This window comes from Solidesulfovibrio aerotolerans, assembly GCF_009856865.1.
GTDB lineage: Bacteria > Desulfobacterota > Desulfovibrionia > Desulfovibrionales > Desulfovibrionaceae > Solidesulfovibrio > Solidesulfovibrio aerotolerans.
The window spans coordinates 1-16,625 of the sequence record NZ_WVUD01000023.1 but is presented as its reverse complement, the minus strand read 5'-3'; the positions used below and the strand labels follow the sequence as shown (position 1 = coordinate 16,625).

Genomic DNA, 16,625 nt, shown 5'->3' with positions numbered 1-16,625 from the left:
AGCATTGCACCGGCCGTCAAGCCCGACGGGACAACCGTTCCCCTTGCCATTCCCGCTTCGCGTCACCATAATGCCACAAGGCTTCGGCGCAACCGTGCGCCGGAGAGATCCTTTAAGGAGACACCATGCCCTTTGATGCCGCCTGTGCCGCCAAGCAATTGGAGAAAAAACTCGACGTCCTGTCGCAAAAAACCGTTTTGCCGGCTTCCATGCTGGCCTTGGTGGCTGCTACGGCCAGAGCCCAGCTTGTGGCCCGGGCAGCGGAAAAAGTGGAAATCCAACCCGGGATGCTCGAAGAAGTCGAACGCACACTGCGCGGCGCGCCCATGCTGGCCCGCGACGCCTTTCCGGTGGAGATGACCCGCCTGACAGCGCTTTTCGATGAAATTTCCGGCTTTGTCCGGGCCAACGAAGCCCATTTGGTCGAGGCCATGGACGTCATTGCTGCGGCCCGCCTTGACGGCAGCCTCGATCTGAACAAGGCCGTGCGGCAGTATCTGGCTGGCGACGACGCTTTTTTCGCGACCTTTGGCGAGCGTACGCCGAGTGCGCCGCGATTGCTCAATTTTCTCGTCCAGGCCGCCCTGGCCCCGCATCTGGCCGCCGTGGGCGAGGCCGTCTACGCCCATTTCCCGGCAGATCGCAGCTGGGTGTTTGGCCAGTGTCCGGTGTGCGCCAGCCCGCCGCTCATGGCCCGGCTGGTCGGCAAGGAAGGGGCCAGACACCTGACCTGCTCATTTTGCCAGTTGGAATACCGGGCCAAGCGGCTCATGTGTCCGTATTGCGGCGAGGAAGACGTTAAAAAGCTCGAAGTGTTTTCCGCTGCCGAGGAGCCGGGCTATTTCGTGCACGTTTGCCTCACATGCAAGTGCTACATCAAGACCACCGATTTCCGGGAGTTTGACCGGGTGAGCGTTCCCGTCCTGGACGATCTGGAATCGCTGACCCTGGACATGGCCGCCCGGGGCCAGGGGTTTAACCGCCCGGTGCTGTCTGCCTGGGGGTTCTGATGGAACTCGCGCCCCTGACCCGGTCCGTCGCCTGCCGCCGCTACCGCGACGGCCGTATGGCCGACATCACCGACGATGTGGCCACGGAAATCCGGGTGACCCTTGAGGTTGCCGGCCATGGCCGCCGCACGCTCTATGCCGCGCCCATCGACCCGGAGGTGTTGGCCCTGGGCCATGCCGCCCTGGACCTGCTGGCCCCGGGGACGATCCCGGTCGTGACCGCGGCCGAGGGGCTGGCTTTTGTCCTGGAAGCCCGGCCGGACCCGCGTCCTGGCCCCCGGCCGGCCTTGCCGGGCAGCCTGCCGGCGGCGGCACTGCTCGGGCTGGTGCGCCGCTTTATTGCCGAACCCGGGCTGTGGGACGGCACGGGCTGCTTTCACCGGGCGGCCCTGTACGACACCACCACCGGCGAATTTGTCGTGCGGGCCGAGGACATCGGCCGCCACAACTGTCTGGACCGGCTGGCCGGCTTTGGCGTGCGGTTGGACCTCTGCCTGCCGGAACTGGTCCTTTTCCTGTCCTGTCGGGTGACAGCCAGCATGATGCACAAGGCACTGCGGGCCGGCATCCGCATGGTGGTGAGCCGCTCGGCCGTGACCGGCGCGGCCCTGGCCGCCGCCCAGGACGCCGGGGCCACCCTGGTGGGGTTTGCCCGCGACGCCGAGGAACGCTTTACCATTTTCACCGATCCCAGCGGCAGGGTCGGCTTGTGACCCCGGCCGGGGCAACGCCCCTGGGCGTCATCCTGGCCGGCGGCAAAAGCAGTCGCATGGGCCGGGACAAGGCCTGGCTGACTTTTTTCGGCCAGCCGCTCTTTTGCCGGGTGGCCGACACCCTGGCCGCCGTCACCGGCGAGGTGCTGGTGTCCGGGCGCGATCCGTTGCCTTTTGACCTCTGCCTGCCCTGGTTGCCTGACGCAACACCCGGGAACGGACCGGCCGGCGGGGTGTTGACAGTCCTTGCCGCCACCGGCCGGCCGTGCCTGATCGTCTCGTGTGATCTGCCGTTTTTGGAAGAGGCTGTTTTGAAGCGTTTGATCACGGCCTGGCAGACGCGCCCGCCAGAGGCCTTGATGACCACCTACCGCATTATCGAGTCGGGTTACGTCGAATCCCTGGTGGCCATCTATGACCCCGAAGGAATCCCTGTGCTCCAGCGCAATCTGGCCCAGGGGCAGCGCCGGCTCTCGGCCATTTTCCCCGAGGAAATGCGCTGCCATGTGGACTACAGCCGGGCGGACCCGGCCGTCGCGCGCGCCTTTTTTAACGTCAATTCGCCGCCGGACCTCATCCGGGCCCGAGGCATGGAGGAGGGGATATGACCGGCAATGCCGCCGTATTGCGCGACGGACGGGGTCGCGAGGTGAGCTACCTGCGCCTTTCCGTCACCGACCGCTGCAACCTCTCCTGCCTGTACTGCCGTCCCAGGGACAGCATCACGTTTATCCCCCACGAGCGCATCCTGCGCTACGAGGAACTGCTCGATCTGGTCGGTCTGGCCTGCGATATGGGCATCTCCAAGGTCCGCCTCACCGGTGGCGAGCCCTTTGCCCGGCGCGACTTTATGACGTTCGTTGCATCCATCCGCACCCGTTTTCCCCAGGTGGATCTGCGCATCACCACCAACGCCACCCTGCTGGAGGGAAAGCCGGCCGCCCTGGCCGCCCTGGGCGTCACCGCCGTCAATATTTCCTTAGACAGCCTGGACCGGGAGAAATTTACCAGCATCACCGGTCTCGACCGCCTGGACAATGTGCGCCGGGCCTTGGACGAATGTCTAAAAGCCGGGCTGCGGGTGAAGCTCAACGCCGTGGCCCTGCGCGGCATCAATTCCGAAGAGATCGGGGACTTCGTGGCCCTGGCCCAGGCAGCACCCATCGATGTCCGTTTCATCGAATTTATGCCCATGGGTGACGGCAACCTCTGGCGGCCGGAAAACTACATTTCGGCCCGCGATGTCCTCGCCCTGGCCTCGCGGTTCGCCACCCTTGTGCCCGACGACCACGACCGGGCCGCCGGCGGTCCGGCCCGCATGCATCGCATCGAGGGCGGGGCCGGCCGCTTCGGCGTCATTTCGCCTTTGAGTGAACACTTCTGCGACTCCTGCAACCGCCTGCGCATCACCGCTGACGGCAAGTTGCGCACCTGCCTTTTTTCCGACCGCGAATACCGGCTGCGCCCGATCCTGCGCAATCCCGGGCTGGGGCTGGAAAAAGTCCGCCAGATCATCACCATGGCCCTGCGCACCAAACCGCTGGGCTATGAAGTGCTCAATCCCGGGGGCACGTCCAAATCCCGGGACATGTCGGCTATTGGCGGCTAGCCGTGCCGCTCCCATGGTCCTTGATCTGACGCGCCACGTCCGCACGGAAGAGCGTGCGCGCAAGTTCCTGGAACGGCAGTGCTGGCCGAGCGGTCAGCCCGTGTGCCCCCGGTGCGGCGGGGGCAGGGCGTACGCCCTGGCCGAAGGCCGGGTGCGCTGCGCCGGCTGCCGCTACACCTTCCACGCCCTGTCCGGCCGCTTTGCCGGCCTGGCCGGCCTCACCCCGCGCCAGTGGCTGCGCCTGCTGGCCCTTTTCGCCGTCGATGCAACCGCCCATGCCATGGCCGCTGCCCTGGGCCTGGCCTATAACACCGCCTACAAGGCCGCCACCGTGGTGCGCCTGTCCATCCTGGCCGCCAGCCTCGACGGCGTGGCCATTCTCAAAAGCCCGCTCGGGGCGCAGCTCGGCTCGGCCGCCCGGGCCCTGCGTCCGAACGCTCCTGACGAACCCCTGGCCACTGTGCCCGTTTTCGGCATCCTGGAGCGCGGCGACCTGGTGTTTGTCGACTATCTGCCAAGCCTGACGCCGCAGGATCTGCTCCATTTCAACCGCAACTTCTCCCTGCCCCTGTCGCGCCTGGGGGCCATTGTCTATTCGGATCGCTATTTGCGCTACGACGCCCTGGTCGCCTGCGGCTCGGACCTGCTGACCCGGCATCTGGTTGAAATTTCCGGCCGCGCCCCGGCGGTCGATCCCCGCCAGACCGGCTTTTGGCCCTACGCCCGGGAACGGCTGGTGCGGTTCCACGGGGTCACGGCGCATAAATTTCCGCTCTATCTCAAAGAGCTGGAGTTCCGCTACAATCATCGTGACGATGATATCCTCGCAATTTTACTCGCCAATATCTCCTCGCTAGTGCCAGATCTTAACTAATACGTTTTTCTTTGACCCCGTGCCGCCCGCTTTTTAGAAGATAAGTGAGTCTTTGCACGGAACTATATGTTATTTTTAACTTATGCTAATTTTAGCATAAGTTGGTTCGGGAAAAACCCGACGCCGCAAGTCTGGCGGCGGGATTGTGATTGAACGCCTAGCGGCAAGGAGACGGATCATGGAATGGAACCGCAGAGAGTTCCTGAAAATCGCTGGCGCGACGACGGCCGTGACCGCTTTTGGCGGACTCGGTTTCGATTTGACGCCGGCCCGGGCTGAAGGTCAGGCGGCCAAGCTCAAGTTCACCAAGCAGACCACGTCGGTGTGCTGCTACTGTTCGGTGGGCTGCGGGCTGATCGCCAGCACGGACAAGGACGGCAAGGGCAAAGTGGTCAATATCGAGGGCGATCCTGACCATCCGATCAACGAGGGTGCCCTGTGCCCCAAGGGCGCGTCCCACTATCAGCTCGGCAAAAATGATCGTCGCATCTTAAAGGTGCTCTACCGCGCCCCGTACAGCGAGAACTGGGAAGAAAAATCCTGGGACTGGGCGCTCGACCGCATTGCCCGCAAGGTCAAGGAATCCCGTGACGGCAGCTTCGTGACCAAGGACGCCAAGGGCCGGGTGGTCAACCGCTGCGAGGGCATCGCCTCGGTCGGTTCCGCCGCCATGGACAACGAGGAATGCTGGATCTATCAGGCCATGCTTCGAGCCATGGGGCTAAACTACATCGAGCATCAGGCCCGTATCTGACACAGCGCAACTGTAGCGGCTCTGGCAGAGTCGTTCGGACGCGGGGCGATGACGAACCACTGGATCGACATCGTCAACTCAGATTGCATTTTCATTATCGGCAGCAACGCCGCCGAGAACCATCCCATCTCGTTTAAGTGGGTGCTTCGGGCCAAGGACAAGGGCGCGACCATGATCCACGTGGATCCGCGCTACACCCGCACTTCCCAGCATGCCGACGTGTTTGCCCGGTTGCGTTCCGGTTCGGACATCCCGTTTTTCGGGGGACTGATCCGCTACATCCTGGCCAACAACCTTATCTTTAAAGATTACGTCGTCAATTACACCAATGCCTCGTTTATCCTCAGCGACAAGTACGACTTCAAGGACGGCCTTTTTAGCGGGTTTGACGCTGAAAAGCGCGCCTACGACAAGTCTGCCTGGAGTTTTGCCAAGGATGATCAGGGCCGCATCAAGAAAGACCCGACGCTCAATAATCCCCGTTGCGTTTATCAGATCATGAAGACGCACTACGACCGCTATGACATGAAGTCGGTTTCGGCCATTACCGGCACGCCGGTGGCCGATCTGCAGCGTGTCTACCAGACCTACGCCGCCACGGGCAAACCGGAAAAGTCCGGCACCATGCTTTACGCCATGGGCCAGACCCAGCACACCGTGGGCGTGCAAAACATCCGGGCCATGACCATCATCCAGTTGCTTCTCGGCAACATGGGTGTGGCCGGCGGCGGCATCAACGCTCTGCGCGGCGAAGCCAACGTCCAGGGCTCCACCGACCAGGGCCTGCTCTACCACATCCTGCCCGGCTACATCCCGACCCCCACGGCGGCCATGCAGACGCTGGTGGAATTTAACGAGAAAAATACGCCGGTCACCAAGGAGCCGCAAAGCGCCAACTGGTGGGGCAACCGGCCGAAGTACTTGGCCAGTTTCCTGAAATCCATGTATCCCAACCAGGATCTCGAAACCGGCTATTCCTATCTGCCCAAGCTTGAGCCCGGCAAGGACTACTCCTGGCTGTCGCTGTTTGATGCCATGCTCGGCGGCGCGTTCAAGGGCTTTTTTGCCTGGGGCCAGAACCCGGCCGCCAGCACCGCCAACTCCAATAAGACCCGCGAGGCCATGACCAAGCTTGACTGGATGGTCACGGTCAACATGTTCGAGACCGAAACCGGCTCGTTCTGGAAAGGTCCGGGCATGGACCCCAAAAAGGTCAAGACCGAGGTCTTTTATCTGCCGTGCGCCGTGTCCTTTGAAAAGGAAGGCTCCATCTCCAACTCCGGCCGTTGGATGCAGTGGCGCAATGTGGCCCAGCCGCCGTCCGGCGACTCCAAGCCCGATGGCGACATCATCTATGAGTTGTTTGAAAAGATCCGCGAGCTCTACGCCAAAGAAGGCGGGGCCTATCCCGATCCCATCAAAAACCTCAATTGGGATGTAGCCACCAACCACGCCTTCGATCCCCACAAGGTCGCCAAGCGCATCAACGGCTATTTCCTCACGGAAAAGACGCTCAAGGTCGGCGATGCGGACAAGACCTTTAAACCCGGCGATCCGGTACCGGGCTTTGCCCTGCTGCAAAACGACGGCTCCACCTGCTCCGGCACCTGGGTCTATTGCGGTTCCTACACCGACAAGAACATGGCGGCCCGTCGCGACAAGTCCCAAACCGCCATGCAGGCCAAGATCGGGCTGTTCCCGGCCTGGTCCTGGGCCTGGCCGGTCAACCGCCGCATCATCTACAACCGCGCCTCGGTCGATCCCCAGGGCAAGCCCTACCAGCCGGACAAACCGGTCATTGCCTGGGTCAACGGCAAATGGGAAGGCGATGTGCCTGACGGTCCCTGGCCGCCCATGGCCGATGTCGAAAAGGGCAAGTTCCCGTTTATCATGACCACCGACGGCATGGGCCAGATCTTTGGCCCGGGCCGCAACGATGGTCCCTTGCCCGAGCACTACGAGCCGCTGGAATGTCCCATTGCCGAGAACCCGTTCTCCAAGCAATTGCACAATCCCACGGCGCTCAAGTTCACCGGCCCGGCGGATATCCATGCCTCCTGCGATCCCCGGTACCCGTTTGTCTGCTCCACCTATCGGGTGACCGAGCACTGGCAGACCGGCGTCATGACGCGCAACTCTCCCTGGCTCCTTGAAGCCGAACCGCAGATGTTTTGCGAGATGAGCCCGGAACTGGCCACCATGCGCGGCATTAAAAACGGCGAGAAGGTCATCCTCGAAAGCACCCGTGGTTCGCTGTGGGCCAAGGCCATTGTCACCGAGCGCATCCAGCCCTTTACCGTGCTGGGCCAGACCATCCACCAGGTGGGCATCCCCTGGCACTTTGGCTGGACCTGGCCGGTCAATGGCGGCGATTCGGCCAATATCCTGTGTCCTTCGGTGGGCGACCCCAATACGGGCATCCCCGAGACCAAGGCCTTTATGGTCAACGTGCGCAAGGCCTAGGGAGGACCGCTGTCATGACTGGAAAAACCTTCTTTGTTGACCTGTCGCGCTGCACCGGCTGTCGGGGTTGCCAGATCGCCTGCAAGCAGTGGAAGAACAAACCCGTGGAACCCACGGAAAATACCGGTTCGCACCAGAATCCGCCGGACCTGTCCTGGCAGACGCTGAAAGTGGTGCGTTTTTCCGAGAAAACCATCGATGGCAAGTTCCATTGGCTGTTTCTCCCGGATCAGTGCCGGCACTGCTTAGACGCGCCGTGCAAGATGGTCGGCGACGCCGAAGTCCCGGACGCCATCATGCAGGACCCGCAAACCGGGGCAGTGGTATTTACCGAAAAATGCAAGGGCTTAAACGCCCAGGGCATTCGCGAGGCCTGTCCCTACGACATCCCCCGCGTCGATAAAGCCACCAAGCTCATGTACAAATGCGATCTGTGCAACGACCGCATCCATGCCGGCATGGTGCCCTCGTGCGTGCAGACCTGTCCCACCGGAACCATGAACTTTGGCGACCGCGACGAGATGCTGGCCCTGGCCCGCGACCGTCTGGCCAAGCTCAAAGTCAAGTTCCCCAAGGCGGAACTGGTGGATGCCGACTCGGTGCGGGTTATCTTCCTGTGCACCCAACCGCCGAGCGCCTACTACAAGCATCTCCAGTTCGGCGATGCCGGCCCGCGCCCCTTAAGCCGCAAGGCCTTTTTGGCCAAGGTCATGCGACCGCTTCGGGCCTTTAGTTAGGTTCCCGCTTCCGTCCGCTTCGGGAGGCCGCTGCCACGGCCTCCCGCAGGCGGCGGTTTGCCCCGACGGCAAGAAAGGCCCGCGTCGCTGGCGGTTTTCACTGGTTGACCAACCCCAGGGCACATCTGCTATCTCTGCGTTATGGGCACATCCACCGCTTTTTCCCCCTTGTTTCGCGCCCTGGCACCTTGGGTTGCCAGCGTTGTCCTGTTCCTGGCCGCCTGTTCCAATGGGAGCGCACCTGAGTCCGGCACCGCCGACACCCCGGGTGTCACCCAGGACGCCGTGGTTATCGGCTGCTCCCTGCCGCTGACCGGGCATGCCAGCTATCTCGGCAAACAGACCCTCTACGGTGCCCAGGCCTATTTAAACGCCGTCAACGAAGCCGGCGGCGTGGCCGGACGCACCTTAAAGCTCATCACCCTCGACGACGGCTACGATCCGCCGCGCTGCGTGGCCAACACCCAGCAACTCATTGTCGAGGACCGGGTTTTCTGTCTGTTCAGCTACGTCGGCACTCCGACCACGGCCAAGATCATCCCGCTGTTGGAAGAGGCCCGCGTGCCGCTGGTCGGCAGCTTCACCGGAGCTGATGTCCTGCGGTTTCCGTTTCGACGCTATATCGTCAACATCCGGGCCTCCTACTATCAGGAGACCGCCGCCGCCGTGGACCATATGGTGGGCGACTTGCACTTTGACCGGATTGCCGTGCTCTATCAGTACGACGCCTACGGCTTCGACGGGCTCAAGGGCACGGAGATGGCGCTAAAATCCCTGGGCCTGGCACCCGTGGCGCGCGGTTCCTACATCCGGGGCACCATGGACGTGGAGGAGGGGTTGGGGCGGCTTATGGAAGCCAATCCCCAGGCTATCGTTATGATCGGCACCTACGGGCCGTGCGCCAAGGCCATTAAACTGGCCCGGGCGCGGGGGTATAAAGGCCTTTTTTACGCCGTTTCCTTTGTCGGAGCCGACGAAATCGCCCGTATCCTCGGCCCTGGCGACGACACGCCGCTTATCATGTCCCAGGTGGTCCCGTCGCCGGATCTGCCCGAATCGGCCGCCCTTTTAACTGGTGTTCAGGACTATGCCCGGTTGCTGGCCCGCTCGTTCCCCCAGGAGCGGCCCAACGTGGTCGGTCTGGAGGGGTTTTTAAACGCCCGGGTGCTGGTGGAGGGGCTGCGCCGGGCCGGACGCGACCTGACCCGGGAACGTTTTCTCGATGCCATCGAATCCATCGACACCTTTTCGGTCGGCATCGCCAGCCCGGTCACCTACGGCCCGGACCGCCATCAGGGTCTGGAGCGCGTCTATTTCACCCGGTTCGACCACGGCCGGTTTCAGATGGTCACGGACTGGGGCCGCATCAAGGACGTCTTGGACGCTGCGGCGAAAGCAGTGCCGCCACCGACGGAGCTTGACGGTGCCAGTGACGCTGTGACCCCGCAAGCTGGCCGGTGATCCCATGCCGTTCCCCCAACGCTTCAGTTTAAAACTCAAAATGTTTGGCGGCACCATGGCGGTGGTGCTGCTGGTCAGCGCGGTCATTGCCATTTTGGCCCGCTGGATTCTGGTAACCAGCCTCAATCGCGAACTCGAACAGCGGGGTGTGGCCATCGGCCAGAGCATTGCCGAACGGGCCAGCGGCTATATTCTCGACAAGGACCGGGCCAATCTGGTCAGCCTCATTTTCGACGCCGCCCAGTTGGGCGAACGCAAGGTGCTCGTGTCCTACATCTTTATTCAGGACAACGAGGGCCGCACCCTGGCCAACACCTTTATCCGGCCGTTTCCCGAAGATCTGCGCACGATCAACCCGTTGCGCGAAAACGCCGAGTACAGCATCGATTTAGTCGATTTCGAGAGCACCCAAGCCATCGACATCGCCGTGCCCGTGCGCGAAGGTATCTATACCCTGGGGGCGGTGCACGTCGGGTTGTCCAAAAGCCACATCGACTCCCTGGTCGGCAAGCTGCGCACTACCTTTCTGGGCTTTATAACGGCCGTCACCGTGGTCATGTTTCTGATCGTGCTGCGTCTGTCCAATGCCGTGGCCCGGCCGCTGTCGCGCTTAACGCAAGCTGCCGACGCAATCAGCCGGGGCAGCATGGATGCGCCCGAAGCCATGCTCGGCCTGTCTGACGACGCCATCAAACATTGCCAGGCCTATGCCGACACCGATCTGCCCTGCTGGCATTTCGACCAGAACCGCTCGGACGCCGACACCGTCAGTCCGGTCAATTCCCGGACCTGCCGGGAGTGCCGGTTTTACCGCAAAGACGGCGGCGGCGACGAAGTGGCCCAACTCGCCGAATCCTTTAGCAACATGGTCTGGAGTATTCGGCTCTACCGTCGCCGGTTGCGGGAGTCCGAGGAAAAATACCGGTCGCTGTTTGACAGCAACCCTGATCCGGTCTTTGTGGTGGACGCGGTGAGCGGCCGCATCCTCGACGCCAACTCCCAGGCTGAGGCCGTTTACGGCTACAGGCGCAAGGAGCTGTCCGGGCGGCAGGTGGGCGATCTGGAACCGGAAGCCGATGGCGGCGGGGTGGCCGACTATTTACACGACCGCGACGCCCCGGGCCGGGTGCTGTTTCCCAAGCTGCGCCACGTGCGCAAAGACGGCAGTCCGCTCTATGTCAACGTCCACGCCTGCCGCATCGCCTACCGGGGCCGCGACGCCGTCATTGTTTCGGCCACCGACATCACCGAACTGGTGGAAAAAGACGCCCAGCTCATCCAGGCCAGCAAGATGAAGACCCTGGGCGAAATGTCCGCCGGCATCGCCCACGAACTCAACCAGCCGCTCAATGCCATAAAGATCGGCAGCGACTATTTAAAGATGGTGGCCGAAACCGGCAAGACGCCCACGCCCGAAGCCCTGGCCACGGTCACCGGACAGGTCAGCCAGCAAGTGGACCGGGCTGCGGCCATCATCGGCCATCTGCGCGATTTTGGCCGCAAATCAGAGCCCCGTCTGGAAAGCGTGGACATCAACAAGCCCATCCGGGGCGTGTTCACCATTATCGGCCACGAATTAGCCTTGCAAGGCATCGAAATATCGCTCGATCTGACCGCTGATGCGCTCATTAAGGCCCATGCCAACCGCCTGGAACAGGTCTTTTTCAACCTCGTGGTCAATGCCCGCGACGCCATGATCGACAAAGCCGGCCCGGCCGGCCGGGAACGGCCGCGACGTCTGGCCATCACCTCGCGAAGCGCCGACGGGCGGGTGACTGTCGCCGTCTCCGACACCGGCTGCGGCATCCCGGAAAGCGAGCGGCGAAAAATTTTCGAACCCTTTTTCACCACCAAGGAAACCGGCCAGGGCATGGGCCTTGGGTTGGCCATAACCTACGGCATCGTCAGGGATTACGGGGGAGTGATTGAGGTCGACAGCGCCCCGGAGCAGGGAAGTGTGTTTCGACTGACTTTTCCGGCCGCCAGGACCATACCGGGTGCAGGGCTTGACGCCGCCGTTCCAAGCCAGCAAACAACCTGATTCAAGAGTGTTCTGGAGAACGTATGCGCACGATTCTGGTCATCGACGACGAGCGACCCACCTTGCAAATGTTTGAGCTTTATCTCGGGGCCTACGGCTATCGGGTGCTGATTGCGGCCAGCGGCGAGGAGGGCTTGGCTATCTTTGACGCCGAGGCCCCGCCCATAGTGCTCACCGACATCAAGATGCCCGGCATGGACGGCCTGCAAGTACTCGGGGCCATCAAAAAACGCTGTCCGGAAACTGAAGTCATCGTCATCACCGGCCACGGCGACACCGATCTGGCCCTGGCCGCTTTGGAGCTTCGGGCCACGGATTTTATCGACAAGCCCATTTGCCGCGAAACCCTGGAAGCCGCCCTTGGCCGGGCCAACGGTCGCCTGGATATGGTCGCCTCGGCCGGCAGCTTCGGCGATGTGGCTGCTGCCCGGGAAGGGGCTATCGGCGTCGTCCACATCCGGGGGAGCCTAACCGGCGAAACCGAGCCATATCTGACCCGGGCCCTGCGTGAGATGGACGGGGCGACTGCGATTCTGTTTGCCTTTACCCCCAACGCTTCCATCAACGGCGCGGGCCTGGACGTCCTGCTGTCTGCCGCCGACGCCTGCCTGGCTTCGGGCCAACGGGCCGCTGTATGTGGTCTGGCTGATAATTTCGTGCGCGTCCTGGATCGGCTGGGCGTCACCGACAAGGCCCCCCGGTTTGCCGACCGGGACGAGGCCTTGGCCTATCTGCGCGGCGGCGAGGCTCTGGGGTAGGGCAGCTCTGCCGATTTTGCCAAAGATGGTCCCGCACCGCGCAGGGCCGGCAGCGACCACCAGCCGGTAAGCGCCAGCGACATTTGCCACGGCTGGTCCCCCCGCACCCGTTTACAGGCGGGCGCGCAGTCCGTAGAGTGCGGCCACGCGGAAATGGCACACAAGGCGGGACGGCATGAAGATCCCTGGCGACGTGTTTGGCCGGGGCTGCCTGTGGGTAAGCCTGGCGGCCCTCTACGGCCTGCTGGCCATGCGGCTGTTTGTCGTGTGGCGAGAGGGGCTGTGGCTTGCCTGGCCGCTGGGCAATTTTGTCCCCGATGCCCTGGTGCGCCGGATCTTTGCCCTCAACGACGCCGGACCGCGTCGGTGCATTGTCTGGTTCCTGGAGCAGGACATCCTGTACTATGTTGCCGCCATCTGTCTGGCGATCTGGTGGCTTATTCCCGCCGGCACGGCCGCGCCTGCCGACAAGCAAGACGAGCGTTCCCGATGACTGGCTGTTGCCGGCGTCGCGTCATGGAGGTTTTATTGATGCGTGCGTTTCTGTTGACTCTCACTTTGATTCTTGCCGCCGCCACCGGCCTGGCCGCCGAAGCCGTGACCCTGACCGGCCGGGTGACGGGTATTCAACAATATCCCCAGAAAGAGACCATTTGCCTGGCGTTTGAAAGCAAGGATAAAAAAAGCTTCCTCATCTGTGACGACGTCACGGCCAAGGACGTTATCGAGAAGCTTTTTGCCCTGGGCAAAAAGGACGCCGACTGCCGCATCGACGGTACGGTGGTCAAAAAAAGCGGCGATGAGGTCTATTTAAACATCACTACCGTGGGGCAGGGCAGCTAGCCCTGTTTCCAGCCTGTCGGCCGGACCGGGGAGTCAGCCCCGGTAGCCGGCCCGGCACAACAACGCCCAACCCAAATTCCCCATGCGAAAAACGCCGCCTCTTTCCCCACGACGACCGACCCGCACGGTCACCCTCGGCTCCATCGGCATCGGTGGCGACAATCCCGTGCGCGTCCAGAGCATGACCAACACCGACACCCGGGATGTGGACGCCACCTTGGCCCAAATCGCGGCGCTCACCGACGCCGGCTGCGAGATCGTGCGTCTGGCCGTCCTGGACGAGGCCGCAGCCACGGCCCTGGCCGCCATCCGGGCCGGCACCAAAGTGCCGCTGGTGGCCGATATCCATTTTGACCACCGCCTCGCCGTGGCCGCCCTGGAGGCCGGGGTCGATGCCTTGCGCATCAATCCCGGCAACATCGGCTCCGAGGCCGCTGTGGATGTGGTGGTGGACGCTGCCAAGGCCCACCACGCCCCCATCCGCATTGGTGTCAATTCCGGGTCCGTGGATAAGGCGTTGCTTAAAAAATACGGCGGCCCCACCCCCGAGGCCATGGTCGAAAGCGCGCTCACGCACATTGCTTTCCTCGAAGCCCGGGGCTTTTACGACATCAAAGTCTCGCTCAAATCCTCTTCCGTGCTGCGCACCATCGCCGCCTACCGCCTGCTTGGCGCGGCCGTTGATTATCCCTTGCACATAGGCGTCACCGAGGCCGGAACCCCCATGCGCGGGGCGGTCAAATCCGCTGTGGGCCTGGGCATCCTCCTGGCCGAGGGCCTTGGCGACACCCTGCGCGTCTCATTAACCGGTGATCCGGTCACCGAAATCGGCGTGGCCTACGAGATCCTGCGTTCGCTCGAACTGCGTGCGCGCGGCCCGGAAATCATCTCCTGCCCCACCTGCGGGCGCACGGAAATCGATCTGGTCGGGCTGGCCGAGGCCGTGGAAGAACGCCTGCGCGGCGTGCCCGAAATTTTCACCGTGGCTGTCATGGGCTGCGTGGTCAACGGCCCGGGCGAGGCTCGGGAAGCCGACATCGGCATTGCCGGCGGCCGCGACTGCGGCATCATTTTCCGCAAGGGCGAGGTGCTCGGCAAGGTGCGCGGGAGCGCCAACCTCATCCCGGCCTTTATGGACGAACTGGAACGCTTTATCACCGAAAAAAAGGAATCCGCATGCGACTGAGCCGCTACTACGCCCCCACCCTTAAGGAAACCCCGGCCGAGGCCGAGGTCATCAGCCACCAGCTCCTGCTGCGCGCCGGCATGATCCGCAAACTCACCGCCGGCATCTACACCTATCTGCCCCTGGGGCTTCGGGCGCTCAATAACGTTGCCAATATCGTTCGCGAAGAGATGGACCGGGCCGGAGCACTCGAAATCCTCATGCCGGCCGTGCAGCCCGCCGATCTGTGGAAGGAATCCGGCCGCTGGGATTTCTACGGCCGCGAACTGCTGCGCTTCGTGGACCGCCACGACCGCGAATCCTGCCTCGGACCCACCCACGAGGAAGTGGTTACCGATCTGGTACGCCACGAAATCCGCTCCTACCGCCAGTTGCCGGTCAATCTCTACCAGATTCAGACCAAGTTCCGCGACGAAATCCGTCCCCGCTTCGGCCTTATGCGCGGCCGGGAATTCGTCATGAAGGACGCCTATTCCTTCGATAAGGACGACGCCGGGGCCGATGCCAGCTACTGGGCCATGTACGAGGCCTACGCCCGCATCTTCACCCGCCTGGGCCTTAAATTCCGGGCCGTCTCCGCCGACTCCGGGGCCATTGGCGGCTCGTTCTCCCACGAATTCATGGTCCTGGCCGATACCGGCGAAGACACCATAGTGGCCTGCCCGGACTGCGACTACGGGGCCAACCTCGAAAAGGCCGAGGCCGTCTGTCCTTCTGCCGGCGCTATCCCGGCCTGCCCGCCGGCCGAGCAAATCGCCACCCCGGGCAGCCACACCGTCGAGGAAGTGGCCGCCTTCCTCAAGGTCGCGCCCGCTGCCGTGGTCAAAACGCTCCTCTACATCGCCGACGGCAAGCCTGTGGCCGCTTTGGTGCGTGGCGATCGCGAACTCAATGAAATAAAGCTGAAAAATCTGCTTGCCGCCAAGGAAGATCTCCGGCTGGCCACGCCCGAAGAAGTCGTGGCCGCAACCGGCGCGCCCGTCGGCTTCGCCGGGCCGGTGGGCTTGACCCTCCCCATCTACGCCGACCGCGAACTGGCCCTGGCCTCGGACTGGATCGTCGGTGCCAACGCCGCCGACGCCCACATGCTGCACGTGGACCTCGGCCGTGATGCCACCATCGTCTCGTTCACCGATCTGCGCGAAGTCGCTCCGGGCGATCCCTGCCCCAAATGCGGCGCGACGCTCACGTTCACCAAGGGCATCGAAGTCGGCCACGTCTTTAAGCTGGGGCTTAAGTACTCCGAAGCCCTCAATGCCACGTTCCTGGACGAAGCCGGCAAGGAACAGTTCATGATCATGGGCTGCTACGGCATCGGCGTGTCGCGCATCGTGGCTTCCTGCATCGAACAGAATAACGACGCCTCAGGCATCGTCTTCCCGCCGCCCATCGCCCCCTTCGAAGTGGCGCTCATTAATCTCAGCCCCAAGGACGAAATCGCCACCGCCAAGGCCGACGAAATCTACGCCGCCCTGACCAAGGCCGGCATCCAGGTGCTCCTCGACGACCGCGACGAACGGCCCGGCGTCAAATTCAAGGACGCCGACCTGATCGGCTTCCCCATCCAACTGACGCTTGGCGGCAAAGGCCTGGCGCGCGGCATCGTCGAAACCAAAGACCGCCGCATCAGCCTCAAAGGCGAACTGCCGCTGGACGGCTTTTTCGAGGCGTTTATGACTTGGCGTGACACCGTCCGCCAGGGCTGGGGCCTGGAGTAAACTGGGGCGCTGCCCCAGACCCTGGCAGGGCGCTGCCCTGCACCCGCTGGGACTCTGTCCCAGACCCTGCCGGGACGCTGTCCCGGACCCTGCCAGGACGCTGTCCTGGACCTGCCGGGGGGATGATCCCCCGGACCCCCCGCACGGGGGCGGGAGTGGGGGAAGTGGGTGGGGAGAAGGGGCGGTGGCAGGCTGACGACGATGGGGTGGGGCATTGCGGCCGATGCAACCGCCGCTGGCGCGCCGGTCGCATCGGCCGCAATGCCCCACTCCAAGGTGCCCTCGGCCCCGAAGCGGGGCCGACAGGTTCGCGAAAGAGCGACCAGACTGGAGGCTTCTCCTGGTATTTCAGTGCATTTTAATAATTAATCGAAATTTATTAAAGTAACGCTTTCAGTCAGAAAGCCGGCTATTCCCTTGCAACCCCTTTAAAAGTTTTTGGGGAGGGTGGGGGTCTG

The 16,625-nt window shown here is 63.0% G+C and carries 14 protein-coding genes; all 14 read left to right on the top strand.

The features are described from left to right. Window positions 1-125 precede the first annotated feature (125 nt). Window positions 126-1,010: a formate dehydrogenase accessory protein FdhE gene (locus GTA51_RS12710; protein ID WP_160961623.1), complete on the top strand. Its 885-nt coding sequence runs from the start codon at window positions 126-128 to the stop codon at window positions 1,008-1,010. Then, window positions 1,010-1,723 (top strand): formate dehydrogenase accessory sulfurtransferase FdhD, encoded by a 714-nt coding sequence (locus GTA51_RS12705; protein ID WP_160961621.1) that lies wholly within the window; start codon window positions 1,010-1,012, stop codon window positions 1,721-1,723. The genes GTA51_RS12710 and GTA51_RS12705 overlap by 1 nt, the downstream gene beginning before the upstream one ends. Next, complete coding sequence (mobA, locus tag GTA51_RS12700) at window positions 1,720-2,331, top strand: NTP transferase domain-containing protein (RefSeq protein ID WP_160961620.1); 612 nt, start codon at window positions 1,720-1,722, stop codon at window positions 2,329-2,331. Before GTA51_RS12705 ends, mobA begins: the two co-directional genes overlap by 4 nt. Continuing rightward, window positions 2,328-3,332, top strand: coding sequence for a GTP 3',8-cyclase MoaA (moaA, locus tag GTA51_RS12695; protein WP_160961618.1), 1,005 nt, complete (start codon window positions 2,328-2,330; stop codon window positions 3,330-3,332). Before mobA ends, moaA begins: the two co-directional genes overlap by 4 nt. 13 nt (window positions 3,333-3,345) lie before the next feature. After that, window positions 3,346-4,206 (top strand): transposase, encoded by an 861-nt coding sequence (locus tag GTA51_RS12690; protein ID WP_160961701.1) that lies wholly within the window; start codon window positions 3,346-3,348, stop codon window positions 4,204-4,206. Between the two features lie 178 nt (window positions 4,207-4,384). Continuing rightward, the gene (gene fdnG, locus GTA51_RS12685) at window positions 4,385-7,423 is read left to right on the top strand and encodes a formate dehydrogenase-N subunit alpha (protein WP_160961616.1); all 3,039 of its coding nucleotides are present in this window, start codon (window positions 4,385-4,387) and stop codon (window positions 7,421-7,423) included. A 14-nt stretch (window positions 7,424-7,437) separates the two neighbouring features. Further along, window positions 7,438-8,160, top strand: a complete 723-nt coding sequence (locus tag GTA51_RS12680; protein ID WP_160961615.1) for a 4Fe-4S dicluster domain-containing protein — start codon at window positions 7,438-7,440, stop codon at window positions 8,158-8,160. A 141-nt stretch (window positions 8,161-8,301) separates the two neighbouring features. After that, entirely contained in the window at window positions 8,302-9,621 is a 1,320-nt protein-coding gene (locus GTA51_RS12675; protein ID WP_160961613.1) for an ABC transporter substrate-binding protein, read from the top strand. A gap of 4 nt (window positions 9,622-9,625) precedes the next feature. Further along, a complete protein-coding gene (locus tag GTA51_RS12670; protein WP_160961611.1) occupies window positions 9,626-11,662 on the top strand; it encodes an ATP-binding protein in 2,037 nt (678 codons plus the stop codon). Between the two features lie 23 nt (window positions 11,663-11,685). After that, window positions 11,686-12,420 carry a response regulator gene (locus GTA51_RS12665; protein ID WP_160961610.1) on the top strand — a complete coding sequence of 245 codons (735 nt, stop codon included), beginning with the start codon at window positions 11,686-11,688 and terminating at the stop codon, window positions 12,418-12,420. A gap of 175 nt (window positions 12,421-12,595) precedes the next feature. After that, a complete protein-coding gene (locus GTA51_RS12660) occupies window positions 12,596-12,913 on the top strand; it encodes a hypothetical protein (protein WP_160961608.1) in 318 nt (105 codons plus the stop codon). A gap of 38 nt (window positions 12,914-12,951) precedes the next feature. Then, window positions 12,952-13,263 carry a hypothetical protein gene (locus GTA51_RS12655; RefSeq protein WP_160961606.1) on the top strand — a complete coding sequence of 104 codons (312 nt, stop codon included), beginning with the start codon at window positions 12,952-12,954 and terminating at the stop codon, window positions 13,261-13,263. Window positions 13,264-13,345: 82 nt separating this feature from the next. Continuing rightward, a complete protein-coding gene (ispG, locus tag GTA51_RS12650) occupies window positions 13,346-14,449 on the top strand; it encodes a flavodoxin-dependent (E)-4-hydroxy-3-methylbut-2-enyl-diphosphate synthase (RefSeq protein ID WP_160961605.1) in 1,104 nt (367 codons plus the stop codon). Beyond that, window positions 14,440-16,167: a proline--tRNA ligase gene (locus tag GTA51_RS12645; protein WP_160961603.1), complete on the top strand. Its 1,728-nt coding sequence runs from the start codon at window positions 14,440-14,442 to the stop codon at window positions 16,165-16,167. Before ispG ends, GTA51_RS12645 begins: the two co-directional genes overlap by 10 nt. The last annotated feature ends 458 nt before the right edge of the window (window positions 16,168-16,625 follow it).